This is a genomic window from Streptomyces sp. NPDC017993, from assembly GCF_044328065.1.
GTDB lineage: Bacteria > Actinomycetota > Actinomycetes > Streptomycetales > Streptomycetaceae > Streptomyces.
This window is the reverse complement of sequence record NZ_JBIRGO010000007.1, coordinates 79,223-105,324: the sequence shown is the minus strand read 5'-3', so window position 1 is coordinate 105,324 and position 26,102 is coordinate 79,223. Positions and strand designations below refer to the sequence as shown.

The 26,102-nt window shown below is 70.5% G+C and carries 23 protein-coding genes; 8 read left to right on the top strand and 15 right to left on the bottom strand.

What is annotated here, in order from left to right:
• Positions 1 to 65 precede the first annotated feature (65 nt).
• From ACH4FH_RS14605 to ACH4FH_RS14580, 6 genes are all read left to right on the top strand, one after another.
• Positions 66 to 1,424 carry a DUF2252 domain-containing protein gene (locus ACH4FH_RS14605; protein WP_398556167.1) on the top strand — a complete coding sequence of 453 codons (1,359 nt, stop codon included), beginning with the start codon at positions 66 to 68 and terminating at the stop codon, positions 1,422 to 1,424.
• Between the two features lie 110 nt (positions 1,425 to 1,534).
• A complete protein-coding gene (locus ACH4FH_RS14600) occupies positions 1,535 to 2,194 on the top strand; it encodes a hypothetical protein (protein ID WP_398556166.1) in 660 nt (219 codons plus the stop codon).
• A 94-nt stretch (positions 2,195 to 2,288) separates the two neighbouring features.
• Positions 2,289 to 3,131, top strand: a complete 843-nt coding sequence (locus tag ACH4FH_RS14595; RefSeq protein ID WP_398556165.1) for a thioredoxin domain-containing protein — start codon at positions 2,289 to 2,291, stop codon at positions 3,129 to 3,131.
• A 144-nt stretch (positions 3,132 to 3,275) separates the two neighbouring features.
• Positions 3,276 to 3,986, top strand: a complete 711-nt coding sequence (locus ACH4FH_RS14590; RefSeq protein WP_398556164.1) for a hypothetical protein — start codon at positions 3,276 to 3,278, stop codon at positions 3,984 to 3,986.
• A gap of 91 nt (positions 3,987 to 4,077) precedes the next feature.
• Positions 4,078 to 5,007 (top strand): thioredoxin domain-containing protein, encoded by a 930-nt coding sequence (locus ACH4FH_RS14585; protein WP_398556163.1) that lies wholly within the window; start codon positions 4,078 to 4,080, stop codon positions 5,005 to 5,007.
• 114 nt (positions 5,008 to 5,121) lie between these two features.
• Complete coding sequence (locus ACH4FH_RS14580; protein WP_398556162.1) at positions 5,122 to 6,765, top strand: alkaline phosphatase D family protein; 1,644 nt, start codon at positions 5,122 to 5,124, stop codon at positions 6,763 to 6,765.
• 43 nt (positions 6,766 to 6,808) lie between these two features.
• Here ACH4FH_RS14580 and ACH4FH_RS14575 read toward each other — a convergent pair whose 3' ends face one another.
• Positions 6,809 to 7,420, bottom strand: coding sequence for a dienelactone hydrolase family protein (locus ACH4FH_RS14575; protein ID WP_398556161.1), 612 nt, complete (start codon positions 7,418 to 7,420; stop codon positions 6,809 to 6,811).
• 123 nt (positions 7,421 to 7,543) lie between these two features.
• On the opposite strand from ACH4FH_RS14575, the gene ACH4FH_RS14570 reads away from it, so the two are divergent.
• Positions 7,544 to 8,635 carry a mechanosensitive ion channel family protein gene (locus ACH4FH_RS14570; protein WP_398556404.1) on the top strand — a complete coding sequence of 364 codons (1,092 nt, stop codon included), beginning with the start codon at positions 7,544 to 7,546 and terminating at the stop codon, positions 8,633 to 8,635.
• Between the two features lie 27 nt (positions 8,636 to 8,662).
• On the opposite strand, the gene ACH4FH_RS14565 is transcribed toward ACH4FH_RS14570, so the two are convergent.
• The 5 genes from ACH4FH_RS14565 to ACH4FH_RS14545 form a co-directional block, all read right to left on the bottom strand.
• A complete protein-coding gene (locus ACH4FH_RS14565) occupies positions 8,663 to 10,258 on the bottom strand; it encodes a Na+/H+ antiporter (protein WP_398556160.1) in 1,596 nt (531 codons plus the stop codon).
• Positions 10,259 to 10,330: 72 nt separating this feature from the next.
• Positions 10,331 to 10,816, bottom strand: a complete 486-nt coding sequence (locus ACH4FH_RS14560; RefSeq protein WP_398556159.1) for a GNAT family N-acetyltransferase — start codon at positions 10,814 to 10,816, stop codon at positions 10,331 to 10,333.
• 16 nt (positions 10,817 to 10,832) lie between these two features.
• Entirely contained in the window at positions 10,833 to 11,774 is a 942-nt protein-coding gene (locus tag ACH4FH_RS14555) for an RluA family pseudouridine synthase (protein ID WP_398556158.1), read from the bottom strand.
• Between the two features lie 100 nt (positions 11,775 to 11,874).
• Positions 11,875 to 12,480, bottom strand: coding sequence for a signal peptidase II (gene lspA / locus ACH4FH_RS14550; protein WP_398556157.1), 606 nt, complete (start codon positions 12,478 to 12,480; stop codon positions 11,875 to 11,877).
• Between the two features lie 166 nt (positions 12,481 to 12,646).
• Positions 12,647 to 13,507 carry a TraR/DksA family transcriptional regulator gene (locus ACH4FH_RS14545; RefSeq protein ID WP_398556156.1) on the bottom strand — a complete coding sequence of 287 codons (861 nt, stop codon included), beginning with the start codon at positions 13,505 to 13,507 and terminating at the stop codon, positions 12,647 to 12,649.
• Between the two features lie 603 nt (positions 13,508 to 14,110).
• On the opposite strand from ACH4FH_RS14545, the gene ileS reads away from it, so the two are divergent.
• On the top strand, positions 14,111 to 17,248 hold the full coding sequence (gene ileS, locus ACH4FH_RS14540; protein WP_398556155.1) for an isoleucine--tRNA ligase: 3,138 nt from the start codon (positions 14,111 to 14,113) through the stop codon (positions 17,246 to 17,248).
• A 235-nt stretch (positions 17,249 to 17,483) separates the two neighbouring features.
• Here the strand turns inward: ileS and ACH4FH_RS14535 are convergent, their stop codons facing one another.
• The 9 genes from ACH4FH_RS14535 to ftsW form a co-directional block, all read right to left on the bottom strand.
• Positions 17,484 to 18,620, bottom strand: coding sequence for a DivIVA domain-containing protein (locus ACH4FH_RS14535; protein WP_398556154.1), 1,137 nt, complete (start codon positions 18,618 to 18,620; stop codon positions 17,484 to 17,486).
• A 49-nt stretch (positions 18,621 to 18,669) separates the two neighbouring features.
• Positions 18,670 to 18,963: a YggT family protein gene (locus tag ACH4FH_RS14530; RefSeq protein WP_393892293.1), complete on the bottom strand. Its 294-nt coding sequence runs from the start codon at positions 18,961 to 18,963 to the stop codon at positions 18,670 to 18,672.
• A 67-nt stretch (positions 18,964 to 19,030) separates the two neighbouring features.
• Entirely contained in the window at positions 19,031 to 19,651 is a 621-nt protein-coding gene (gene sepF, locus ACH4FH_RS14525; protein ID WP_393892292.1) for a cell division protein SepF, read from the bottom strand.
• A gap of 123 nt (positions 19,652 to 19,774) precedes the next feature.
• The gene (locus tag ACH4FH_RS14520) at positions 19,775 to 20,545 is read right to left on the bottom strand and encodes a YggS family pyridoxal phosphate-dependent enzyme (protein ID WP_398556153.1); all 771 of its coding nucleotides are present in this window, start codon (positions 20,543 to 20,545) and stop codon (positions 19,775 to 19,777) included.
• Entirely contained in the window at positions 20,497 to 21,261 is a 765-nt protein-coding gene (gene pgeF / locus ACH4FH_RS14515) for a peptidoglycan editing factor PgeF (protein ID WP_398556152.1), read from the bottom strand. The genes ACH4FH_RS14520 and pgeF overlap by 49 nt, the downstream gene beginning before the upstream one ends.
• 12 nt (positions 21,262 to 21,273) lie before the next feature.
• The gene (gene ftsZ, locus ACH4FH_RS14510) at positions 21,274 to 22,503 is read right to left on the bottom strand and encodes a cell division protein FtsZ (protein ID WP_398556151.1); all 1,230 of its coding nucleotides are present in this window, start codon (positions 22,501 to 22,503) and stop codon (positions 21,274 to 21,276) included.
• A gap of 283 nt (positions 22,504 to 22,786) precedes the next feature.
• On the bottom strand, positions 22,787 to 23,614 hold the full coding sequence (locus tag ACH4FH_RS14505) for a cell division protein FtsQ/DivIB (RefSeq protein WP_398556150.1): 828 nt from the start codon (positions 23,612 to 23,614) through the stop codon (positions 22,787 to 22,789).
• 21 nt (positions 23,615 to 23,635) lie between these two features.
• Positions 23,636 to 24,727, bottom strand: coding sequence for an undecaprenyldiphospho-muramoylpentapeptide beta-N-acetylglucosaminyltransferase (gene murG / locus ACH4FH_RS14500; RefSeq protein WP_398556149.1), 1,092 nt, complete (start codon positions 24,725 to 24,727; stop codon positions 23,636 to 23,638).
• Positions 24,728 to 24,733: 6 nt separating this feature from the next.
• Positions 24,734 to 26,083 (bottom strand): putative lipid II flippase FtsW, encoded by a 1,350-nt coding sequence (ftsW, locus tag ACH4FH_RS14495; RefSeq protein WP_398556148.1) that lies wholly within the window; start codon positions 26,081 to 26,083, stop codon positions 24,734 to 24,736.
• Positions 26,084 to 26,102: the final 19 nt, after the last annotated feature.

Here is a 26,102-nt window from a genome sequence, read left to right as displayed (position 1 = left end):
CGCCGCATCACGTCCTCACGACACGGACCGCCGCGTCGTCCGCGCACCTCAGGAGGCACCCAGCGATGTCGTCCCAGCACGCCCCGGCACCGGACGCCGCGCAGCGCGGCGAGGAGATTCTCGCCGTCTTCGACACCGCCTTCGGGGAGCTGCTCTCCGCCGACCCCGCGGCCTTCCGCGTGAAATTCCGCAAGATGGCCACCTCCGCCTTCGCCTTCTACCGGGGGACGGCGTGCCTGTTCTACCGCGACCTGGAGGCGGCGGGCAGCGGAGAGGCGGACGGCGGCGCGAGCAGCGGCCCGTATCTGGACGAGCGGACCTCCCGGGTCTGGATCCACGGCGATCTGCACGCCGAGAACTTCGGCACGTACATGGACTCCACCGGCCGGCTGATCTTCAACGTCAACGACTTCGACGAGGCCTACGTCGGGCCCTTCCTCTGGGACGTCAAGCGGTTCGCCGCCTCGGCCGCGCTGATCGGCTACGCCAAGGCCCTCAGCGACGAGCAGATCACCGACGTGGTGCGCACCTACGCCGCCGCCTACCGTGAGCGCATCCACGCCCTGGCCACCGGCGCCAAGGACGACGAGGTGCCGCCCTTCACCCTGGACACCGCCGAGGGCCCCCTGCTGGACGCCCTGCGCGACGCCCGGTCGCTGACCCGCTTCGGACTGCTGGACTCGATGACGGAGATCCGGGACTTCGAGCGGCGCTTCGCGGCGGGCGGCGGCAGCGTCGAGCTGGACGCCGCGACCCGCTACAAGATCCTTTCGGCCTTCGACGGCTATCTGGAGACGCTGCCGGAGTCGAGCCTGAACCGCCCGGACTCCTACCGGGTCAAGGACGTGGTCGGGCGGCGCGGCATCGGTATCGGCTCGGCCGGCCTGCCGTCGTACAACATCCTGCTGGAGGGCAACAGCGACGCCCTGGAGAACGACGTCGTCATCTACATGAAGCAGGCGCAGACCCCTGCCGTCTCGCGACACGTCACCGATCCGGAGGCGCGCGCGTATTTCCAGCACGAGGGCCACCGCACGGTCATCTCGCAGCGCGCCCTGCAGGCACACGCCGACCCGTGGCTGGGCTGGACCGAGCTGGACGGCGCGGGCCAGCTGGTCGCCGAGATCTCGCCGTACGCCGTCGACCTGGACTGGTCGGACATCGACGACCCCGAGGAGATCGCCGCCGTGGTGGCCGACCTGGGGCGGGCGACGGCCACCATGCACGCCGCGGCGGACGACGAGAGCGGTCACTCCCTCGTGCCGTTCTCCACCGAACGCGCCATCGACGCGGCCATCGCGGCCGACGAGGACGGCTTCGCCGAGGTCCTGGTGGACTTCGCGCACTCCTACGGCGCGCGCGCCCGGGCCGATCACCAGATCTTCGTGGACCTCTTCCGCAACGGCCGGATCCCCGGCCTCTGAAAGCCCCGGGTGACGCCACACGTACCTTCCGTGCGGGAGGTATGTGTGGCTACGTGCCGTTCATCCCCCCTTAGGCGGTGCTTATCCCGGGCCGTGGCACACTCGCAGGAATGGACATCTCGGCGGCACACCTGCGGGCACTGCGCGCGGCGCTCTTCACTGCGCTGTGCGTGACGCTGTCCTCGGCGTCCCATGTGCTGTTGTCCCGCATGCCGCTGCCGCTGACCACCGTCGCCGTCCTCACGGCCGCCGTCTTCGCCCTCGCCTACGCCCTGGCGGGCCGGGAGCGCGGCTACTGGCGGATCGCGGCGCTGCTGCTCCCCCTGGAGCTGGCCGCCGACACGGTCTTCAGCATCGGCCAGCACACCTGCTACGGCCAGGGCGGCGGTCCGGTCACCGGCCCGCTGCGGTCCCTGGGCGTGGATCTGCTCTGCGGCGGTGGCGAGGTCGGCGCGCCCCTGGTGCGTCTGTCGGGGGAGCACACCTCCTCCGCCTCGACCTGGCTGCTGCTCCTCGGGGCACATCTGCTCGTCGGCCTGCTGGCCGCCGGCTGGCTGCGCCGCGGCGAGGCCGCGCTGACGCAGACGCTGAGCGCGGTCGCGGGCTTCGCCTTCCGGCCGCTGCTGATCGCCGTAGCGGTGACCGCCGGGGTTGCGGAGCCGGGCCGCCCGGCCCCCGCCCCCGTTCGGCCGGGGCCGCCGGCCCACGACCTCCCCCTGCTCGTGCACTGCGTCGTGCGCCGTGGACCGCCCTGCGCGCTCGCGGCCTGAGGCTCCGGCCCACGGCCCGCGTAAGCGCCCGTGACGCGCGTACGCCTCCCGACAGCACGCCCCTCCCCACGGACACCACGGAGCAGGAACAGTCATGAGCAACCGCAACAGCCAGGCCAACAAGCAAGCAGCCCGCGAGCGGCTGCGCGCCGAGCGCGAGCGCCAGAAGAAGCAGGAGCGGGTCCGCCGGCAGCTGATCGTCGGCGGTGCGATCGTCGCGGTGCTGGCGGTCGCCGGCGGTATCGGCGTGGCGGTCGCCAATCTGGGCGGCGACGACAGCGGCGCCGGCGGCGACGCCTGGACGAAGGCCGAGAAGGCCAAGCTCGTCAAGCCCGCGAACACCACCGGCGCCGAGGGCACCACCGTCGTCATCGGCAAGCCGGACGCCAAGAACACCCTGGAACTCTTCGAGGACGCCCGCTGCCCCGGCTGCGCCAACTTCGAGCAGAACGTCGGCGCGACGGTCCAGAAGGACATCAAGGACGGCAAGTACAAGGCGTCCTTCCACCTCGGTACGTTCCTCGACGGCAACCTCAAGGGCACCGGCTCCAAGAACGCGCTCAGCGCGATGGGTGCCGCCCTGAACGTCGGGCCGGATGCCTTCCTGAAGTACAAGGAGGCCCTGTTCTCCAAGGAGTTCCACCCCGAGGAGACCGGGCCGGACAAGTTCGCCGACGACAGCTACTTGATCAAGGTCGCCGACACGGTGCCCGCGCTCAAGGGCAACGCCGCCTTCCAGAAGGCCGTGAAGGCCGGCACCTACGACCGGTGGGCGCTGGAGATGTCCGACGCCTTCAACTCGGTCAAGGACGTCACCAGCACGCCGACCATCAAGCTCAACAACACCGTGCTGGGCACGGACAGCGGGCAGGGCAAGGTCGCCCCGTCCACCGTGGATGCCTTCAACTCCATGGTCGACAAGGGCCTCAAGTCCTGACCGGATGACGTCCGGCCCGTGCCGCCTTCGGGTGCGCACGGGCACGGCACCCACACCGGCACCCACGGCCGGCGCGCGATCCGCGCGCCGGCCGATGCCAAATCTTGACCCGGCCCGCTGCCGTGCCCATGGCAGACTCCCGGCATGCAGGGGACGGGAGTTGACCCGGACGCCCGACCGGCGGCCGGCCTGGACGGGCAATTGAGGGCGGTGCGGGCGGCACTCTTCACCGCCCTGTGCGTCACCCTCTCCGCGGCCTCCCATGTCCTGCTCTCCCGGGAGCCGTTGCCCCCGGTGACGGTCGCCGCGCTCTGCGCCGGGATCTTCGCCGCGGCGTACGCAGCGGCCGGCCGGCCACGCGGCTACGGCCCGATCGCCGCGCTCCTGGTGCCAATGGAGCTGGCCGCCGACACCGTCTTCACCGCCGGACAGCACACCTGCTACGGCGCGGCCGGTGGCCCGCTCACCGGGCCGCTGCGCTCCGTCGGCGTCGACCTGCTGTGCCGGGGCGGCGAATGGGGCACACCACTGGCCCGGGTGGCGGCCCACCCGCACGGCCCGCTGCCACCGGTCACCCCCGGGGCGACTCCGTGGCTGCTGCTCGCCGCCCATCTGGCCGTCGGCCTGCTGGCGGCCGCCTGGCTGCACCGAGGGGACGCCGCGCTGGACGACCTGCTGCGCGCACTGGCGGCCGTCGCCTTCGGGCCCCTGCTGGCCGCCGCCGCGGTCGCCGACGCCGCGCTCACGCCGCTCCGCCACCGCATACGGCCGCCGCACCCGGGTCTTCCTGCCCGTCCGCTCCCCCTGCTCGGCCACTGCGTACTGCGGCGCGGCCCGCCCCACGCCACGGCCTGACGGCAGCGGCGGCACTCCCGCCGCCCGCCGTCCGGGACACGTCGCACAGTCATCGAGCCAGCCGCAGCACCGAGGGGACCGGGACACACCCATGAGCAACCGCAACAGCCAGGCCAACAAGTCGGCAGCCCGCGAACGGATCCGCGCCGAGCGCGAGCGCCAGAAGAAGCGGGAGAAGCTGCGCCGCCAACTCGTCGTCGCCGGCGCGGTGGTCGGCGTCCTCGCCCTGGCGGGCGGCGTCGGCTACGCCGTCATGAAGGCCAACGAGCCCACCGGGTGGGAGGCCGCCAAGGAGGCCAAGCTCACCAAGCCCGCCCACACGCAGGGCGAGAACGGCACCGAGATCCTGATAGGCGACAAGAACGCCAAGGAGACCCTGGAGGTCTTCGAGGACATCCGCTGCCCGGCATGCGCGGCGTTCGAGCAGAGTTCCGGCGAGGCGCTGCTCAAGGACGTCGAGGACGGCCGGTACAAGGTCCGCTTCACGATGTACTCGTTCATCGACGGCATGGCGAGCGGCGAGGGGTCGAAGAACGCGCTCAGTGCGCTCGGCGCCGCGTTGGACGTCAGCCCCGAGGCGTTCTTGAAGTTCAAGGCGGCGCTGTACTCCACCAAGTACCACCCCGACGAGCGGGAGGACGTCTACGCCAAGGACGCCGAACTGCTCAAGGTCGCCGGCGACGTTCCCGAGCTCAAGGGCAACAAGTCCTTCGCGACGGCGGTCAAGAAGGGCACCTACGACCGCTGGACCATGGAGATGACGGCTCTGTTCGGCCGCAAGGGCGTCAAGGGCACGCCGAACTTCTTCCACGGCGACAAGAAGCTCGTCATGGCCGAGATCCCCCAGCAGCAGATGACCCAGGCGCAGTACAACCAGCTCGCCCTGGCCAACTTCAAGAAGATGATCGACCAGGAGTTCGGCCCGGCGAAGGGAGCCGGCGCCGGCAAGGGCAAGGGCGCGGACGACGGCAGGACCGGCGGCGCCGGCAACGGCATCCGCGAAGGGGAGAAGGCCCCGTAGGGAACGCCTTCACGGCGTGCTCCGAACGCCGTAGGGGGAACGGGCGGGCGAATTCTCAGGAAGAGTGGTCAGCGCCCTCCCGGCCCCACCTACCGGCCAGTAAGGTGATGGGCCGTGACCGATCATGACCAGATCTCGCGCCGCACTGCCGTCACGGCCGTAGCCGCCACCGCCGCCCTGCTGCCGTTCGCCGGTGCCACCTCCGCCCGTGCCCAAGAGGCCCCGGAACAGGCCCGGTTCTTCCAGCACGGGGTCGCCTCGGGCGACCCGCTCCCGGACGGGGTCCTACTGTGGACCCGCGTCACACCGATACCCGAGGCCACCCCGGGCTCCGGCCGCGGGCCCGCCACCGAGGTGGGGTGGCAGGTGGCGACGGACCGGGAGTTCGGGTCCGTCGTCGCCCGCGGCAGCGTGACCGCCTCGGTCTCCGCCGACCACACCGTCAAGGCTGACGTCCGCGGCCTGCGGCCCGCCACCGCCTACTACTACCGCTTCACCGTGGACGGCGAGCACTCCCCCGTCGGCCGCACCCGCACCGCCCCCGCACACGACGTGGCGGCCGGCAACGTCCGCTTCGGTGTGGTCTCCTGCGCCAACTGGGAGTCCGGCTACTTCTCGCCGTACCGTCACCTGGCGGCCCGCAGCGACCTGGACGCGGTGCTGCACCTCGGCGACTACCTCTACGAGTACAAGTCCGGCGAGTACCCGGACTTCGCGTACGTCGTGCGCCCGCACTCCCCTGCCCATGAGCTGCTCACACTCGCCGACTACCGCACCCGGCACGGCGTGCACAAGACCGACCCGGACGCGCTGGCCATGCACGCCTCGCACCCGGTCATCGCCATCTGGGACGACCACGAGTTCGCCGACAACGCCTGGTCGGGCGGCGCGGTGAACCACACGCCGGACTCCGAGGGAGCCTGGTCCGCGCGGATGGCGGCGGCGAAGCGGGCCTACTTCGAGTGGATGCCGGTCCGCCCGTCCATCGCGGGCACCACCTATCGCAGGCTGCGCTTCGGCACCCTCGCCGATCTGCACCTGCTGGACCTGCGGTCGTTCCGCGACGAGCAGGCCGCGCCGGGCAGCGGCGCGGTCGACGACCCCGGCCGCACGCTTACCGGCCGGGCCCAACTGGACTGGCTGAAGGCCGGGTTGGAGCGCTCCGACACCGCCTGGCGGCTGGTCGGCACCTCGGTGATGATCTCGCAGGTGGCGTTCGGGGCGCTGCCGGCGCATCTGCTCGGCCCGCTCGCCGAGATCCTCGGCCTGCCCAAGGAGGGCCTGGCCATCAACACCGACCAGTGGGACGGCTACACCGACGACCGCCGCGAGCTGCTCGGCCACCTCAGTGACCGCGGCATCGACAACACCGTCTTCCTCACCGGCGACATCCACATGGCCTGGGCGAACGAGGTGCCGCTCAAGGCGGCCACCTATCCCGCCACCCGGCCGGTGGCGACGGAGTTCGTGGTCACGTCCGTCACCTCCGACAACGTGGACGACTTCCTGCATGTCGCCCCGCACACCGTCTCGCTCGTCGGGGTCGCCGCCCTCAAGGCCGCCAACCGGCATGTGAAGTGGCTGGACATGGACTCGCACGGCTACGGCGTCCTGGACGTCGACGCCGAGCGCACCCAGATGGACTATTTCGGCATCTCCGATAAAACAGACCCCAACGCCACCAGCGAACTGCTGCGTTCCTACCGCACGCGGTCCGGCACCCAGCGGATGGAGCGGGCGGACCGGCCGGTGGGCTGACCCCGGCGGGCCCGTGAGCCGGGTCGGGGCCGCCGTGCCCGGCTCACAGCCCGGCGAGGAAGCCCAGCGCGACCTTCCAGGTGCTCTCCGCCGCCTCCGCGTCGTAATCCGGCAGTTCGGCGTCGGTGAAGAGGTGGCCGGCGCCGGCGTAGCGGAAGACCTCGACGTCCGCGCCGGCCCGGCGCATCTGGAGGTACCAGGCGTTCAGCCAGTCATGCGGCTCGTACGGGTCGGGGTCGGCGACATGCAACTGCACCGGCAGGTCGTCGGCCTCGGCCCCCTCCGCGATGTCGGAGGTGCCGTGCAGCAGGAGCAGCCCGCGGGTCTTCTCGTCGCCCAGCGCGAGATTCTGCGCGACCGCGCCACCGAAGGAGAAGCCGGCGTAGACCAGACCGCGCTCGGAGTAGGGCGCCGCGGCCGTGATGGCGCGCTTGAGCAGCTCCTCCTTGCCGATGTCGTCCTTGATGACGATGCCCTCCGGCACGGAGTCGGCGGTCCGTCCCTCGAACAGGTCGGGGACGATCACCTCATGTCCGGCGGCGCGCAGCCGGTCGGCCGCCGCATGCACCGCCGGCCGCAGACCGCACACCGAATGAAACAGGACAATCGTCGAAGACCCGCTGGTCGAGGACTCGGCGGAGGCCGGCACAGACATCACTTCCCTGGAGTTGAATCGCACTGCCCCATCGTGCCAGTTACGGTCGGTGGGACCGGGTACGAGCACATCACACGCGCCCGAAGCACCCGGGCACCACATCGAGGAGGGGATCCTGTGTCCTTGGAGGACGTGCTGCGCCCGATCGCCGTCATCGGCGGGTCGATCGTGGTCACGCTCATCCTGGTCCAGCTCGCCGACCGGGCTCTGATCCGTATCGACAACGCGCACCCGGAAACCCCGCTGTGGGGCCTGCTGCGGCGCTGCCGGATGCCGCTGCAAGTGGTGCTGTGCACGGCGCTGTTGCGCGGCTCGTACGACGAGACGCGGCTGAAGCTGGTGGAGGCGCACACCGCGGGAATCGGCCGGGCGCTGTCCCTGGTGCTGATCGCGGCCACCGCCTGGCTTGCGGTCCGGGCCTCCGCGGCGATCGTCGAGTCGTCCTACTCGCGCTACGCGTCGGGTGCGCGGGACGCGGCACGGGTACGCCGGGTCAGGACCCAGGTCACGTTGATCCAGCGGGTGGTGACCGCCGTGGTGATCGTGGTGGCGGCGGCCTCGATGCTGCTGACGTTCCCCGAGATGCGTGCGGTGGGCACGTCCATGCTGGCGTCGGCCGGGCTGCTGGGCATCGTCGCCGGTATCGCCGCCCAGTCGACCCTGGGCAACCTCTTCGCCGGTCTCCAGATCGCCTTCGGCGACATGGTGCGGATCGGCGACACCGTCGTGGTGGACGGCGAGTGGGGCACGGTCGAGGAGATCACCCTCACGTTCCTGACCGTACGGACCTGGGACGAGCGCCGGATCACCATGCCGGTGTCGTACTTCACCAGCAAGCCGTTCGAGAACTGGTCGCGCGGCGGCGCGCAGATGACCGGCACGGTCTTCTTCCACCTCGACCACACCGCGCCGATGGAGAAGATGCGCCAGCGACTCCACGAGATCCTGCAGGACTGCGCGGACTGGGACGGCCGCTCCTGGAGTCTGGTGGTGACCGACAGCACGCCGACGACGATCGAGGTGCGTGCCCTGGTCACCGCCCGGGACGCGGACACCCTCTGGGCGGTGCGCTGCCAGGTCCGCGAGCGGATGGTCGAGTGGCTGCAGGCCGAGCACGCCTACGCGCTGCCCCGGATCAGCACCACGACCGCGCCGGACGGCCGCTCCCCGGCCCGTCGGGACGAGGAGCCTGACCTGCGCAAACCGGGCGGCTGACCGCGCCGGTCACGGCTGTCACGGCCATCACGGCGTCCCGCGGAGGCTGCGCATGTCCAGATGCCGCAGCACCCGGTCCACGACCTCCGGGTCCGCGCCGGGCTCGCTGCGGGCGGAGAGCACCTCGTGCCTGGCGGCGGAGAGCATCTCGCCCTGGATGCGCTGCACCTTCTTCATGCGGGTGATGCGCTTCTCGAAGTGCTCGCGCCGCTCGTCGTCGACGATGTCCGGCGCGATGCGGGCACCGATGTCGTGGGCACGTCGCGCCAGTTGGTCCCTGATCTCCTCGGGCAGCTCCTCGACCTCCAGAATCTCCTTCAGGCGCCGCTTGGACGCCTTGATCACCCGAATCGCCAGCTCCCGCTCCAGCGCGTCCTCCACCTCGGAGTCGGCACTCACCCGCAGCTTGCGGACCAGCCAGGGCAGCGTCAGCCCCTGCACGACGAGCGTGGTGAGCACCACCGCGAAGGCGATGAAGAGGATCTCGTCACGGGCGGGGAAGTCCCCGCCGCCGTCGATGGAGTACGGAATGGCCAGGGCCAGCGCCACCGAGGCCACCCCGCGCATCCCGGACCACCACATGATGAGGGTCTCCCGCCAGCTCATCGGGATGTCCTCGTCGTAGTCGCGGCGCTTGTGCATCCGCTTGGCCAGCCAGGCGGCGGGCAGCAGCCACGCCAGGCGGACGGCGATGACCACCGCGACGACTGCGGCGCCCGCGCCGAGCATCTCGCCCCACCGCCCGGAGGCGGTGCCGAAGATGTTGTGCAGCTCCAGCCCGATCAGTCCGAAGGCGACGCCGGTGACGAGGGTGTCGACGACCTCCCAGAAGGTGTATCCGGCGAGCCGGCCCATCACGTCGTCGGCGTCCACCGCGTACTCGGCGAGGAAGAGCGCGGTGGTCAGCACCGCCAGCACGCCGGATCCGTGGAACTCCTCGGCCATGACGTAGGCGACGAACGGCAGCAGCAGGGTCAGGCCGATCTGCAGCGTCGGGTCGTCGAGCAGCCCCATCAGCTTGTTGGCGATCCAGCCGATCGCCAGCCCGACCGCTATGGCGACCACGGCGGACAGCACCAGCGACCCGAGCGCGCCGGGCACGGAGAAGGTGCCGCTGACCGCCGCGGCGAGCGCGACGTGGTAGAGCACGATCGCGGTGACGTCGTTGAACAGCCCCTCGCCCTCCAGGATCGACACCATGCGGCGGGGCAGCCCGAGCCGGCCGGCGACGGCGGTCGCCGCGACCGGGTCCGGCGGCGCGACCAGTGCGCCGAGCACCACGGCGGCGGCCAGCGGCAATCCGGGCACCACGGCCTGCGCGACCGCGGCGACGGCGGCCGTGGTGGCGAAGACCAGGGCGACGGCGAGCAGGAAGATCGGCCGAAGGTTCGCGGTGAACTGCCGCCAGGAGGTGCGCTGCACGGCGGCGTAGAGCAGCGGCGGCAGCACCAGCGGCAGGATGAACTCGGGCGGGACCTCGACATTGGGCACGAACGGCAGCAGCGCCAGGACGGCCCCGCCGAGGGTCATCAGCACCGGAGGGGGCATCCCCATCCGGTTGCCGACCGGAACCATGACCACGGCCCCGAGAAGAAGTACGAACAGCAGAGCCAGCTGGTCCACGGTGGCTACGCTCCGGGGTCGATTTCGATCACTTTCCGCCCCAAGCCTGCCACGACGCGATCCGTTGCCCGCTCAGCCGGACCGCAGCCGCCTGCGCATCGCGCGATGGGCGATACCGCTGCCCTCGTCGAACTCCGGGCCGTAGGCGGTGTACCCGAGCCGCTCGTAGAACCCGAGGGCGTGGCTCTGGGCCTGGAGGTAGACCTCGGTCAGGCCCCGCCGCAGCGCCTCGGCCTCGACCGCGCGCACCAGGGCCACGCCGAGGCCGGTGCCGCGGGCGGCCGCGCCGACGGCGAGCCGGCCGAGCACCGCGGTCAGATCGTCATCGATGCCGGCGGCCTCGTACTTCTTCCGCGCGGCCGGGCCGTACAGGAAGCGGGCCGTGCCGACCGGCTGCCCGTCGGGGACGGTGGCGAGCAGATGGACGGCGTACGCGTCATAGGCGTCCATCTCGATCTCCAGCGGGACGCCCTGCTCGCCGACGAAGACCTCGCGGCGAACGGCGTGGCAGCCCGCCAGGTCGCCGTCCGCGACGACCTCGATGGCGTACCCGTTCATGCGCTGCCGCCCCGCCTCACGCGCTCTCGTCGCGCACGGTGTCCAGGGCGCGCTGCAGGTCCTCGGGGTAGCTGCTCTCGAACTCGACCCACCGTCCGTCGGAGGGGTGCTCGAAGCCCAGCCGCATGGCGTGCAGCCACTGGCGGGTGAGGCCGAGGCGCTTGCCGAGCGTCGGGTCGGCGCCGTAGGTGAGGTCGCCGACGCAGGGGTGGCGGTGTGCGGCCATGTGCACCCGGATCTGGTGGGTGCGTCCGGTCTCCAGCTTGATGTCGAGCAGGCTGGCCGCCCGGAAGGCCTCGATGAGGTCGTAGTGCGTCACCGACGGCTTGCCCTCCGCCGTCACCGCCCACTTGTAGTCGTGCTGCGGGTGCCGGCCGATGGGGGCGTCGATGGTGCCGCTCATCGGGTCGGGGTGGCCCTGTACGAGGGCGTGGTAGCGCTTGTCGACCGTGCGCTCACGGAACTGCTGCTTGAGCAGTGTGTAGGCGCGCTCGGACTTGGCGACGACCATCAGCCCGGAGGTGCCGACGTCGAGGCGGTGCACGATGCCCTGCCGCTCGGCGGCGCCGGAGGTGGAGATGCGGTAGCCGGCGGCGGCGAGGCCGCCGATGACGGTGGTGCCGCTCCAGCCGGGACTGGGGTGCGCGGCGACACCGACGGGCTTGACGATCACGACGATGTCGTCGTCGTCATGCACGATCTCCATGCCCTCGACGGGCTCGGCGACGATCTCCACCGGTGGCGCGGCCCGGGGCATCTCGACTTCCAGCCAGGCCCCGCCGTGGACCCGCTCGGACTTCATCACCTCGGATCCGTCGACCCGGACCTTTCCGGCCGCGGCGAGCTCGGCCGCCTTCGTACGGGAAAAGCCGAACATGCGGGCCAGCGCGGCGTCGACGCGCTCGCCCTCCAGGCCGTCCGGTACGGGCAGGGTGCGGATCTCGGGAATGGTGCTCACCCGTCGAGTATGGCAGTCCCACCAAGGTCCCCGGCCCGGCGGCGGTCCCCCGGCCCCACGGCCGGGCCCACAGGGCCTGCGGGGCGGGCCGAAGCCGCCCTCAGTCCTTGTGGACGGTGCCGTCGGGGTCCAGGCCGCGGAAGGACAGGATGACGATCAGGATGCCGCCGCAGACGATCGCCGAGTCGGCGAGGTTGAAGACCGCGAAGTGCGCCGGGGCGATGAAGTCGACCACCGCGCCCTCGAAGACGCCGGGCGAGCGGAAGATCCGGTCGGTGAGGTTGCCGAAGGCGCCACCGAGCAGCAGCCCCAGGGCGATGCCCCAGGGCAGGCTGTAGAGCTTGCGCGCGATCCGGGCGATCACCAGGATCACGGCCGCCGCGATGATCGTCAGGAAGATCGTCAGCGCCTCGCCCAGGCCGAACGCGGCGCCGCGATTGCGGATCACCTCGAACTGCAGCAGGGTCCCGACGACCTCGATGGGGGCGTGGTGCTCCAGCTTCGCCACCACCAGGAGCTTGCTGCCCAGGTCCAGCAGATAGACCACGGCGGCCACGATCAGCAGCGCGACGATCCGCCGCTTGCCCCGGCCCCCGGCCTGCTCCGGCTCCGCCGCCGGCTGTCCCTCTTCGGATCCCGCAGCGGGATCCGCTCCGGAACCCGGCTCGGATTCCGGCGTACCGGTGATGCGCTCCGCCTCTGCCACGTGTGAGTCCCTCAGCCCGTTCGAATCCGCGGCCAGGCCACGCCTGGCTGAGAGCCTGTCGCGGAGCCCCGGCCGGGGCCACGACAGGCTCTGAGCACGAGGGTACGGCACACCCGTACGGTCGCGGGGGCGGTCCCGGCCCGCCCTCGCGACCGATCCCGCGACGTCAGCCGCGCCGCTCCTGCTTCTGCTTGCACTCCACGCACAGCGTCGCGCGCGGGAACGCCTGCATCCGCGCCTTGCCGATCGCGTTGCCGCAGTTCTCGCACAGCCCGTAGGTGCCCGCGTCGAGCCGGCCCAGTGCCCGCTCGGTCTGCGACAGCATCTCCCGGGCGTTGGACGCCAGCGACAGCTCGTGCTCGCGGGTGATGTTCTTGCTGCCGGTGTCCGCCTCGTCGTCCCCGGCCCCGTCGCCGGAGTCCCGCATCAGCCCGGCGATGGCGTCCTCGGACGCGGTGATTTCGCTGCGCAGCCGCTCCACCTCGTTCATCAGCGCGGACCGTGCCTCCGCGACCTCCTCCGGGGTCCAGGGATCCTCGCCGGGCCGTACGGCGAGTTCGTCCGGCGCCGCGGCCGTGCGGGCCTTGGGCACTGCGGAGTCCTGGTCGTGTCCCCCGGCGTCCACTGCCGCGGTCTTCTTCGCCACCACCGTCTTGGCTCCCGTCTTCTTCGCGGGCTCCGCGGCCTTTTTGGCCGCGGTCGTCTCTGCGGCCGTCACGTCGGCGGCCATCGTCTCCGTGGCCGCCGAGGTACCGGCGGCGTGCGTGGCGGCCCTCTTGGCCGGGGACTTCTTCGTCGCCTTCTTCGCCGCTTTCCTGGCCGTCTTCTTCGCGGCCGTCTTCCCTGTCGTCTTCTTCGCGGTCGCCTTCTTCGCGGTCGCCTTCTTCGCCGCGGGCTTCTTCCCGGGCGCGGCCTTCTCCGCCGCCTCCGGGGTCCGCTCGGGCTGCTCGGGCTGCTCGGGCTGCTTCGCGACGGCCTCGCCGGCAGGCGTCGTGCTCTTCTCCGCGGCGGTCTTCTTCGCCACCATGGCCGCGACCCCTTCACATATGTGATCTTGTTCGCGAATCGTGACGGGAACGATAAATCGCCGCAGGGCCTGCGGCAACGGGACGCACCGCCGGGCAGGCGCGGCCGCACCGCCCGGAACTCCGGTCTGCCCCGGTTGTGCCCCACTCCCCAGCCGCTAATCCGCCTGGTGAGCCCGCGCCGGGCCCGGGCCAGGCAGCGGGGCCGCCCGACCGCCGCACTGCGGCACCCGGCCTATCGCCATTCGGGTCACGTACGGCGCGCGGTGCGCCGGCCCGTGCCCGCGGGCGGCGGAAAACCGGTCGGCCGCTGTCGCCGCGGGCCCGTACACTGGGCCCAGCGAGAGGCATCGATGGGACGAGTAGCGTCGTACGCAGCCAGGAGCGACCCGGGGACGGTGTGAGCCCGGGGGCGTGCGCGACGTGAAGATCAGCCCGGAGCCGCCGGAAGAATGCCCGCAGTTCCCCGGGGCGAGTAGAACCGGCAGCGCTACCCCAATGAGGGGGCGGTGCGTGAGCACCGCCAAGGAGGGTGGTACCGCGGGAGCACGCTCTCGTCCCTCCGGACGGAGAACGCAGCAGGTGTCCGCCGGAGGAAAGCCCCGATGAGTCCGCAGCCCCAGTACCGCCAGGTACCCGCCCAGGTAGACCTCCCCGCCCTCGAGCACGCCGTGCTCGAGTTCTGGCAGGAGCAGAAGGTCTTCGCCCGTACCCTCCAGCAGTCCGAGGGACGGCCCGAGTGGGTCTTCTACGAAGGTCCCCCGACCGCCAACGGCATGCCCGGCGCCCACCACATCGAGGCGCGCGTCTTCAAGGACGTCTTCCCCCGCTTCCGCACCATGCAGGGCTACCACGTCGGCCGCAAGGCCGGCTGGGACTGCCACGGCCTCCCGGTCGAGCTGGCCGTGGAGAAGGAGCTGGGCTTCAACGGCAAGCAGGACATCGAGGCGTACGGCATCGCCGAGTTCAACGCCAGGTGCCGCGAGTCGGTGACCCGCCACACCGACGCCTTCGCCGAGCTCACGACCCGCATGGGCTACTGGACCGACCTCGACGACCCGTACCGCACCATGGACCCGGACTACATCGAGTCGGTGTGGTGGTCGCTGAAGGAGATCTTCAACAAGGGCCTGCTGGTCCAGGACCACCGCGTCGCCCCCTGGTGCCCCCGCTGCGGCACCGGCCTGTCGGACCACGAGCTGGCGCAGGGCTACGAAACGGTCGTCGACCCCTCGGTCTTCGTGCGGCTCCCGCTGACCTCCGGACCGCTGGCCGGCGAGGCCGCGCTGCTGATCTGGACGACGACGCCCTGGACCCTGGTGTCCAACACCGCCGTCGCCGCCCACCCCGACGTCACCTACGTCGTCGCCACCGACGGCACCGAGCAGCTGGTCGTCGCCGAGCCGCTGCTGGAGAAGGCCCTCGGCGAGGGCTGGACGGCCACCGGCCAGTCGTTCACCGGCCGCGAGATGGAGCGCTGGGGCTACCGCCGCCCCTTCGCCCTCGTCGAGCTGGAGGGCGCCAACATCGTCGTCAACGCCGAGTACGTCACGACGGAGGACGGCACCGGCCTCGTCCACCAGGCCCCCGCCTTCGGTGAGGACGACCTCAAGACCTGCAAGGCGTACGACCTGCCGGTGATCAACCCGGTCCGCCCGGACGGCACCTTCGAGGAGGACCTCGCCCTCGTCGGCGGCCAGTTCTTCAAGAAGGCCGACGAGGCCCTGGTCGCCGACCTGCAGGCGCGCGGCCTGCTCTTCCGGCACCTGGCGTACGAGCACAGCTACCCGCACTGCTGGCGCTGCCACACCGCGCTGCTCTACTACGCCCAGCCGTCCTGGTACATCCGGACCACCGCGGTCAAGGACGCCCTCCTGCGGGAGAACGAGAACACCAACTGGTACCCGGACTCCGTCAAGCACGGCCGGTTCGGCGACTGGCTCAACAACAACATCGACTGGGCCCTCTCCCGCAACCGCTACTGGGGCACCCCGCTGCCCATCTGGCGCTGCGAGGAGGACCACCTCACCTGCGTCGGCTCGCTCGCCGAGCTGACCGAGCTGACCGGCACCGACCAGTCGAGTCTCGACCCGCACCGCCCGTTCATCGACGACATCACCTTCGCCTGCCCGACCTGCCAGGGGACCGCCACCCGCGTCCCGGAGGTCATCGACGCCTGGTACGACTCCGGTTCGATGCCGTTCGCGCAGTGGGGCTACCCGTACCGCAACAAGGAGCTGTTCGAGAAGCGCTATCCGGCGCAGTTCATCTCGGAGGCCATCGACCAGACCCGCGGCTGGTTCTACACGCTGATGGCGGTCGGCACCCTCGTCTTCGAGAAGTCGAGCTACGAGAACGTCGTCTGCCTGGGCCACATCCTGGCCGAGGACGGCCGGAAGATGTCCAAGCACCTGGGCAACATCCTCCAGCCGATCCCGCTCATGGACCAGCACGGCGCCGACGCCGTCCGGTGGTTCATGGCCGCGGGCGGTTCGCCCTGGGCCGCCCGCCGGGTGGGCCACGGCACCATCCAGGAGGTCGTTCGCAAGACGCTGCTGACCTACTGGAACACCGTGGCCTTCCAGGCGCTGTACGCCCGCACCACCGGCTGGGCGCCGTCCGCCGCCGACCCGGCCCCCGCCGACCGCCCGCTGCTGGACCGCTGGCTGCTCGGTGAGCTGAACACCCTGGTCGAGCAGGTCACCCAGTCCATGGAGGCCTACGACACCCAGCGGGCCGGCAAGCTGCTCTCCGCCTTCGTGGACGACCTGTCCAACTGGTACGTCCGCCGCTCGCGCCGCCGCTTCTGGCAGGGCGACGCCGCCGCGCTGCGCACCCTGCACGAGGTCATCGAGACGGTCACCCGGCTGATGGCCCCGCTCACCCCGTTCATCACCGAGCGGGTCTGGCAGGACCTGGTCGTCCCGGTCGTCCCGGACGCCCCGGACTCCGTCCACCTCACCGACTGGCCGGTCGCCGACCAGGACCGTATCGACCCGGCGCTGTCGGCCCGGATGGCGCTGGTGCGCCGTCTGGTCGAGCTGGGCCGCGCGACCCGCGCCGAGTCCGGGGTGAAGACCCGCCAGCCGCTGTCCCGGGCGCTGGTCGCCGCCGCCGGCTTCGCGGATCTCTCCGAGGACCTGCGCGCGCAGATCGCGGAGGAGCTCAACGTCAGCTCGCTGGCCTCGCTCTCCGACGTGGGCGGCTCGCTGGTCGACACCACCGCGAAGGCCAATTTCCGTGCCTTGGGCAAGCGGTTCGGCAAGGGCGTCCAGGCGGTCGCCAAGGCCGTCGCCGAGGCGGACGCCGCGACCCTCTCGCTGGCGCTGCGCAACGGCACCGCGAGCGTCGAGGTCGACGGCGAGACCGTGACCCTCGCCCCCGACGAGGTCATCATCACCGAGACCCCGCGCGAGGGCTGGTCGGTGGCCTCCGACTCCGGCGCGACGGTCGCCCTGGACCTGGAGATCACTCCGGAGCTGCGCCGGGCCGGCCTGGCCCGCGACGCCATCCGGCTCATCCAGGAGGCCCGCAAGAACAGCGGGTTGGACGTCGCCGACCGGATCGCGCTGCGCTGGCAGTCCACCGACGCCGAGGTCCGCACCGCGCTGGCCGACCACGCCGGCCTGATCTCCGACGAGGTGCTCGCCACCGACTTCGCCGAGGGCGAGGCCACGGACGGCTACGGCGCACCCTTCACGGACGAGAGCCTGTCCCTCACCTTCCTGCTGCGCAAGGCCTGAGCGACCACGGCGGCATCCGCCGCACCGAGCCCCCCGGCGCACCCGCGCCGGGGGGCTCTCTCGTGGCAGGGACCGTGGGCAACAGGGGTCGCTCACAAGGCCGCACACATCGACGCCCCAAAACACCTGAACCGCAGGAACCGCGCTAACCGGAGAAACTCGCACAAAAGGGCCGGGCCCCGAGGGAAGATTCCCTCGGGGCCCGGCCCTTGCCGACTGTGCACCTACACGGGCGTCAGTTGTCGTCCTCGTCGATGAGGAAGCCACGCATCGGCGACGGCGCCTGCTGCATCGGCTGCGGGCCCTGAGGCCGCACCGGTGCCATCGGCTGGGTCATCGCCGGCGACATCTGCTGCTGGCCGCCGTAGGACGGACCACCGTTGGACGGGTTGCCCATCGAGTGGTTGCCGCCACCCATCGACTGACCGCCACCCATGGTGTGGTTGCCACCCATGGTGCCCGCACCGGCCGACGCCATCGAGGGCGACGGCGGCAGCGAGGCGGCCGCGGGCGTCCGCGGCGGGGCCAGCGAGTCGTCGGACTGGTTCTCCAGCTGGCGCAGCTGGCTCTCCAGGTAGGACTTCAGCCGCGTGCGGTACTCGCGCTCGAAGCCGCGCAGGTCCTCGACCTTGCGCTCCAGGGTGGCGCGGGCCGACTCCAGCGAGCCCATCGCCACGCGGTGCTTCTCCTGCGCGTCCCGCTCCAGCGCGTCGGCCTTGGCGCGGGCATCCCGCTCCAGACCCTCGGCGCGGCTGCGCGCCTCGCCGACGATCTTGTTGGCCTCGGAACGCGCCTCCGCGATCGCCTGGTCGGCGGTCTGCTGTGCCAGCGAGAGCACGCGCGCGGCGCTGTCACCGCCGGGGCCACCCTGCTGCTGTTGTTGCTGCTGCTGGGCCTGCTGCAGCTGCTGCGGACCACCGGGGCCACCCATCGGACCGCCCAGCGGACCGCCGGGACCCATGGGGCCGGGGCCGTGCGGACCCTGCGGTCCGTGACCACCCGGGCCAGGAGGCAGCTGCGGTGCACCACCGGGCAGTTGGGGCGGGCCACCCATCCCCTGCTGCTGCTGCGGCGGGACCGGCTGCGGGCCAGATATGGCGGCGGGCACAGGTGCACCCGGTCGCTGCTGTTGCTGCTGCTGCTGGTCCTGCTGGTCCGGACCCTTGCGCATGCCCTGCTGCTGCTGGTTCTGCGCGGCGGCGCGCGTGGCAGCGGCCAGCTTGGCGCGCAGGTCCTCGTTCTCCCGCAGAAGACGGGTCAGTTCGGCTTCGACCTCATCGAGGAAGGCATCGACCTCGTCCTCGTCATAGCCTTCTCGGAGGCGGACGGTCGTGAACTGCTTGTTCCGCACGTCCTCGGGGGTCAACGGCATCTCTACTTCACCTCAACGTAGTCGTCGGCAATCGGCAAGACCGTCTCGTTCACACCAACAACACCGACCTCACGACGGTGATCAAGATGTAGACGATGATCATCAGTACGAAGAAGGACAGGTCGAGCGCCACGCCCCCGAGACGCAGCGGCGGAATGACCCGCCGCAGAAGCTTGAGTGGCGGATCAGTGACAGTGTAGGTGGCCTCAAGAACGACCACCATCGCCTTACCGGGTTGCCATGAACGGGCGAACTGGAACACATAGTCCATCACCAACCGGAAGATCAACACGATCAGGAAGCAGTACAGCGCGATATAGATCACCTGACCAGCGACACTCATCTTCGCGCTTCCCTCTCCCCTTGCTCCGTGTAGGCCCTCGCGGCCTTGGTGTGCCCGGTGTTGCGTCTCAGCTCTGGTTGAAGAACCCGCCCTCTGCGATACGGGCCTTGTCCTCCGCCGTGACGTCGACGTTAGCAGGCGACAACAGGAACACCTTCTGCGTCACCCGTTCAATGCTTCCGTGCAGACCGAAGACCAGACCGGCCGCAAAGTCGACAAGTCGCTTCGCGTCGGTGTCATCCATCTCCGTGAGATTCATGATCACCGGAGTGCCCTCACGGAAGTGTTCCCCGATGGTACGGGCTTCGTTGTAGGTCCGGGGGTGCAGCGTGGTGATGCGGTAGGGCTCCCGCTCGGACACAACCTTGGGCATGATCACCGGGGCGTTCTTCTCCAAATTCGGACGTTCGGGTGTGATGGATGCCACGGGGGCGATTCGCGCGGGTCGTCCGTTTTCCGTGGCGAGAGGGGCTGGTTCACGCTGCGCCGGAGGCTGGACAGCTCGGACAGGTTCGTCCCGTTCCGGGCGCGTTTCGGCGGGTACTTGGTGCTGTGGGCGCCGCCCCCGATCCGGCTCCGGGTCCAGCTCGGGCTCGAACTCGTCGTCGGGGTCGAAGCCCCGGCCGTCGTACCCATCGTCCTCCACGAGGCCGAGGTAGACCGCCATCTTGCGCATCGCGCCGGCCATTCTCTGCGTCCTCCGCTCTGTGGTGGATCGGCTCCGTCAGCAGGTGCCTTGGATCCACTCGGTCTGCCCGCTTTTTGCGGAAATGACCATATTTTGTGCTGTGGTCCGACTTGCTTGGCGACGTTACCCGAGCCGTGGTCGGACTCCGAGTACCGCAGTGCCGACGCGCACATGTGTCGCCCCGGCCGTCACGGCGTCCTCCAGGTCCGAGCTCATCCCTGCTGACACCATGTTGGCAGCAGGATGGGTTGCGCGCAGGTCGGATGAGATTTCCATCAATCGCTCGAAAGCGGCCAGTTGGCGCCCGGCGTACGGCCCGGCCAGCGGTGCGACGGTCATCACTCCATCCAGCCGCAGACCTTGGGCCCCGGCGATCACCTCGGCGAGCGCCGCGACGCCTTCCGGTGCGACCCCTCCGCGCTCCCCCCGGGCGACACCCGGTTCGGCATCGAGGGCCACCTGGATCAGGCAGCCCAACTCACGCCCGGAGCGAACGGCTTCCTTGGACAGTGCGGTGACCAGCTTGGCCCGGTCGATCGACTGCACCATTCCGGCATATCCGGCAACTGACCGCACTTTGTTGGTCTGCAATTGACCGACGAAGTGCCAAGTAAGGGGCAGATCGGCACATTCAGCAGCCTTGGGTGCCGCATCCTGATCGCGGTTTTCCGCGACATGCCGTACGCCCAACTCCGCGAGCAGCCGGACATCACTCGCGGGGTAGGTCTTGGTGACCACGATCAGCGTGACGTCGTCCCGCGGGCGGCCGGCCTTGGCGCAGGCGGTGGAGATACGGTCCTGCACCCGCGCGAGGTTCTCGGCCAGTTGCGTCTTGCGGTCGTCGCTCACCGCTCGGCCTCCCCCGCGCCGCTGCCGGGAGTCTCCCCGAGCCATACGTAACTCGCGAGCCGCCCCGTGGTGCGGTCGCGCCGATAAGAGAAGTGATCCGCCGATTCCCGCGTACACATGTGGGAATCCTCACGAACCGGTACGCCCGCGGCGGCGAGTTGGGCCCGCACTCCCGCGGTGACGTCGACCGCCGGGGTCCCCCAGCTGGTCGTCGACCAGGCCTGCGGTACCACCGCGGCGACCTCGCCGCGCATGTCCGCGGGGACTTCGTAGCAGCGTCCGCAGATCGCGGGTCCGGTGAACGCGATGATCCGGGCCGGTTCCGCGCCGAGTTCACCCATCGCCTCGACCGCGGCCGGCACGACTCCGGCGACCAGTCCCGGACGTCCGGCGTGTGCGGCTCCGGTGACCCCGGCGACCGGGTCGGCGAGCAGAACCGGAGTGCAGTCGGCGGTCAGAACGGCGAGGGCCAGGCCCCGGCGCGCAGTCACCACCGCGTCCACACAGGGGATGTCGGCCGTACGCCATGGTCCGTCGACCACCGCCACATCCCGGCCGTGGACCTGCTGCATCCAGACCACCGCGGCCGGGTCGAGCCCGAGGCCCTTGGCGGCGAGTTCGCGGTTGGTCCGTACGGCCTGCGGGTCGTCGCCGACCGCGCCGCCCAGATTGAGCTGGTCATACGGAGCGGCGCTCACCCCGCCCCACCTGTCGGTGAAGGCGAAGTGCGCGCCGCTCTCGTGCTGCTGTTGCCCTATCACGTGGTTCTTCGGTTACTTCAGGAAGTCCGGGACGTCCAGTTCCTCGGCCGCGGTGTCCGAGTACGGACGGGCCGGGGGAACCTGCGGAGCGTTGGCCGGGGGCGTCGGCACCTCACCGAGCGGGGAGGAGGACTCGGCCGGAACCGGCTCCTCGTCCCGCACGGGCACCGCACCGAGTCCGCCGAAGGACGACGAACGCTGCTCGGCCGGGGCGGCCGCGCGGCTCGGGGCCGGCGCGGGCTCCTCGCGCTTGGCTGCGGACAGGGCGGACGCCGAGTCGCGGCGGGCCGGCGGCTGACCGCCGTCGAATCCCGCGGCGATGACCGTCACCCGGACCTCGTCACCCAGCGCGTCATCGATGACCGCGCCGAAGATGATGTTCGCCTCGGGGTGGGCCGCCTCGCTGACCAGTTGCGCGGCCTCGTTGATCTCGAAGAGACCGAGGTCCGAGCCACCGGAGATGGAGAGCAGCACCCCGCGGGCGCCGTCGATGGACGCCTCCAGGAGCGGCGAGGAGATCGCCATCTCCGCGGCGGCCACCGCGCGGTCGTCGCCGCGCGCCGAACCGATACCCATGAGCGCCGAGCCGGCCTCGGACATCACGGACTTGACGTCGGCGAAGTCGAGGTTGATCAGGCCCGGTGTGGTGATCAGATCGGTGATGCCCTGGACACCCGACAGCAGCACCTGGTCCGCGGACTTGAACGCGTCGAGCACGCTCACCTGGCGGTCCGAGATGGACAGCAGCCGGTCGTTGGGGATCACGATGAGGGTGTCGACCTCTTCGCGCAGCTGGGCGATGCCGTCCTCGGCCTGGTTGGCGCGGCGGCGGCCCTCGAAGGTGAAGGGCCGGGTGACCACACCGATCGTCAGGGCGCCCAGGGAGCGGGCGATGTTGGCGACGACGGGTGCGCCGCCGGTGCCGGTGCCGCCGCCCTCACCCGCGGTCACGAAGACCATGTCGGCCCCCTTGAGGACCTCCTCGATCTCCTCGCGGTGGTCCTCGGCCGCCTTGCGCCCCACATCCGGGTTGGCGCCCGCGCCGAGTCCGCGCGTCATTTCGCGGCCGACGTCGAGCTTGACGTCGGCGTCGCTCATCAGCAACGCCTGCGCATCGGTGTTGATCGCGATGAACTCGACGCCCTTGAGCCCGACCTCGATCATCCGGTTGATGGCGTTCACGCCACCGCCGCCGATGCCGACGACCTTGATGACTGCGAGGTAGTTCTGCGGTGCTGCCACGTCGAAGGCCTCTCGCCTCGAGTTACGTGTCGTCGCCGCACATTCCGTGTGGACGCCGACTGATGCCGAAGGGACGGTTCGTATCGCCGACCCGAACCCTAACGTTGAAGTTTAGGGTTACCCGTGCCTGTGTTCCTTGGTTCCATAGTCCCTTTGGAACGAGACACTAAGTCGACAAGGCGCGCGCGTTCAACGAACACGCCGAACCTCCCGTTTTTCTTTTCACCCTATGTGATCACCCATAGCCGTAGCCATCCAGGGTGCTGGCCTGCGGCTACGGACGTCAACTCCCTGATGCCGCAGGGGCGCTGGGCACCGAGACGTCGAAGTGGCGCGCGTCACCCGCCGCTTTCAGCAGTGCGGTGAGCACCTTCGCCTTCCGGGCGCCTTGTTCGCCGCTCCCCCAGGCGACCGTGCGGTCCCCCGCGAGTTCGAGGGTGATGGAGTCATAGGACTGTACGCGGATCTGCCGCACGTCCTTGCGCACGGCCTCGGGAAGAGCCCGCGCGATGCCGACCGCGGCGCGACGCAACCGGTCGATTCCGAACCGATGCAGACTCGGGGAGTCCGATGCGGCCATTTCCAGAAGCGGAACATGGCGTGGGGCGGTGCCGACAGTGGCGAAACGGACACCTTCCACGTCCACTTCGACAAACTTTCCGCCCGATCGCATCAGGAGTTCCGGCTTCCTTTCGGTCACTTTCAGACCGATGGTGTGCGGCCAGGATCGCACGATCTCAACGGTCCTGATGCGTGGCAGCCGCGCGCGTAGCCGAGCCGCCATCTCGTCGGTGTCCACGGTGGCCAGCGGCGCGTTCATCGGAGTGTCCGCCGCGTCGGCGACCTGATTGGCCGTCAGCACCGTTACGCCGGTGACCTCTACGTGCTGCGTGCGAAGCCAGTTCGAGCCGTAGAGGGCCCAGGCCGCGAACGCGCCGAGCAGCGCCACGAGGGCCAGGATGATCATCAGACCGCGCCGGCCGGGTGCGCGGAAGGGGCGGCGCAACCACCGCAAAGGGCGCGTCCGAGAAGGTTCATCGGAGGAGGGCGGGCCGGACGGCGACTTCTTGCGGTCGTTCTCGCCGCGCCGGGCGGTCGTCGGTCCGGCCACGCTCCCTGCTCTCTTCGTCGGCTACTTGTTGCGCTGGGCGATCGCCTCGTACACCATGCCGACGAGCAGCTCGTCGGCGTCCCTGCGGCCGAACTCGGAGGCCGCGCGGGACATCTCGTACAGCCGGTGCGGATCGGCCAGCACCGGGAGCACGCTGTTCTGTACCCACTCCGGGGTCAGCTGGGCGTCATCGACCAGCAGTCCCCCGCCGGCGTTGACCAGCGGCTGGGCGTTGAGCCGCTGTTCGCCGTTGCCGATGGGCAGCGGGACGTAGGCGGCCGGCAGCCCGACGGCGGACAGTTCGGCGACGGTCATCGCGCCCGCGCGGCAGAGCATCATGTCGGCCGCCGCGTACGCGAGATCCATCCGGTCCACGTACGGTACCGGGATGTAGGGCGGCATACCGGGCATGTTGTCCACGTGCGGCAGTTCGTTCTTCGGGCCGACCGCGTGGAGCACCTGGATGCCGGAGCGCTGCAGCGCCGGCACCGCGGCCTGGATGACCTCGTTGAGGCGGCGCGCGCCCTGGGAACCGCCGGACACCAGCAGCGTCGGCAGGTTGGGGTCGAGCCCGAAGGCCGCACGCGCCTCGGGACGGACCGCCGCCCGGTCCAGGGTGGCGATGGTGCGCCGCAGCGGGATGCCGACGTAGCGGGCACCGCGCAGCTTGCTGTCCGGGGTGCTGACGGCGACGAACTTGGCGTACCGCGAGCCGATCTTGTTGGCGAGACCGGGACGGGCGTTGGCCTCGTGGACGATGATCGGCACGCCGAGGCGCTTGGCCGCCAGATAGCCGGGCAGCGCCACATAGCCGCCGAAGCCGACGACGCAGTCCGCCTTCGTGCGTTCCAGGATCTGCTCGGCGGCCTTGATCGTGCCGCGCAGCCGCCCGGGGACGGTGATCAGTTCAGGGGTGGGCTTGCGGGGCAGCGGCACGGCCGGGATCAGACCGAGTTCGTAGCCCCGCTCCGGAACGAGCCGGGTCTCCAGCCCCTTCTCCGTGCCGAGAGCCGTGATACCCACGGTCGGGTCCTGCCTCCGCAGGGCGTCCGCGAGGGCGAGCGCGGGCTCGATGTGGCCGGCGGTCCCCCCACCGGCGAGTACGACATGCACCGAAATTCACCGCTCTCCGGACGGGCGCTTCTTGACGCGCCGTCTCATCGTCTTCCATCTCACCCCAGCCGGTTTCCTTCCGAAAACCGGCTTCCGCGTGGCCAACGCGGCCAACGCCGCCCGTGCAGCGGGCTCGTCACGCGCGAAGGCGATCAGCAGCCCGATGGCGAACATCGTCGGCAGCAGGGCGGAGCCTCCGTAGGAGAACAGCGGGAGCGGGACACCGGCGATCGGCAACAGGCCGAGCACCGCACCGATGTTGATCACGGCTTGGGCCGTGATCCAGGTGGTCACACCTCCCGCGGCGTACCTGACGAAGGGATCCTCCGTGCGTCCGGCCACGCGGATACCCGCATAGCCTAGAGCCGCGAAGAGTGCGAGCACCGACAGCGTCCCCGCCAGACCCAGTTCCTCCCCGGTGATGGCGAAGATGAAGTCGGTGTGCGGTTCCGGGAGTTCACCCCATTTTTCCATACTGGCGCCGAGCCCGGAACCGAAGAATCCGCCGGACGCAAGGGCGTAAATGCCGTGAACCGCCTGCCAGCACTGGTCGCCGGGGCCCGGATCGGTCGCGCCGATGCAGGCCAGCCGGGACATCCGGTTGGCGCTGGTCCTGATCAGCAGCGCCCCGATGACTCCTGCGGCGCCAAGCACCCCGACGAACAGCCGGGTGGGGGCGCCGGCCAGCCACAGCAGCCCGAAGAGGATGGCCGTGAGGATGATGGCGGTGCCCATGTCACCGCCCAGCATGATCAGCCCGAGCAGCAGGAAGGCCGCCGGGATCAGCGGCACCAGCAGATGCTTCCACTGCACCAGCAGCTTCCTGTCCTGCTTGCGTGCCAGCAGGTCGGCGCCCCACAGAACCAGCGCGAGTTTGCCGAACTCGCTCGGTTGCATCTGGAAAGGGCCGCCCAGGTTGATCCAGTTCTGGTTGCCGTTGACCTCGACCCCTATGCCCGGAATCTGCACCAGGCACATCAGGAAGACGGACCCCGCCAGCAGCGGATAGGCCAGTGCGCGGTGCAGTTTGACGGGCAGTCGGGAGGCGATCAGCAACAGGCCCGCCCCGAGAGCGGCCGCGAGCAGCTGCTTGCGGAAGAAGAACGTCGGGGCGAGGCCCGACTGCAGGGCCTTGATCTGGGAGGCGGAATAGACCATCACCAGGCCCAGCACGGTGATCAGGAGGCTGCCGCCCAGGATCAGGTAGTAGGCCGTCAGCGGCCGGTCCCAGGCCCGTTTGGCGCGGGTGTAGAAGCGTCGCGGGCCGCCCGTGAAGCGGCCCGCGCGCGGCGGGCGCGGTGGGGAGATCCGGCGCGCCGGAAGCGGCGGGGCCGTCTTCGCCGATCGGGCCGTCATCCTCGTTCCCTCCACGGGT